The organism is Bacillus sp. SIMBA_031, assembly GCF_046535225.1.
GTDB lineage: Bacteria > Bacillota > Bacilli > Bacillales > Bacillaceae > Bacillus > Bacillus velezensis.
In genome coordinates this window covers 1-244 of sequence record NZ_JAWRXC010000596.1, presented here as the reverse complement: position 1 = coordinate 244, position 244 = coordinate 1, and the positions used below count along the sequence as shown (strand labels likewise).

Sequence of the window (244 nt, the reverse complement as noted above, 5' to 3'; positions counted from 1 at the left end):
CAAACTTCAACATCTAGATAACCCACTTTTAGATTCAAATTTAAAATATATATATGATTACACTGAAATAGACAACACAGCCATATTTTCACGTAATAATTATCGTAATATTGCTCATTTAACAGCCTTGTATTCATTAGATTTAGATACTAAAGAAGAAATTCGAATTACCAACCCCAATATTAATGGTACCGGAGATTTATTATTAGCCGTCATACCAAATCCAAACCGAATTATATATGAG

General features: G+C 29.1%; 1 protein-coding gene. It reads left to right on the top strand.

The window, feature by feature from the left end; translation table 11 throughout:
• Positions 1-244, top strand: a 244-nt coding sequence (locus SB724_RS21505; RefSeq protein ID WP_410573067.1) for a hypothetical protein, incomplete at both ends; no start/stop codon positions are given.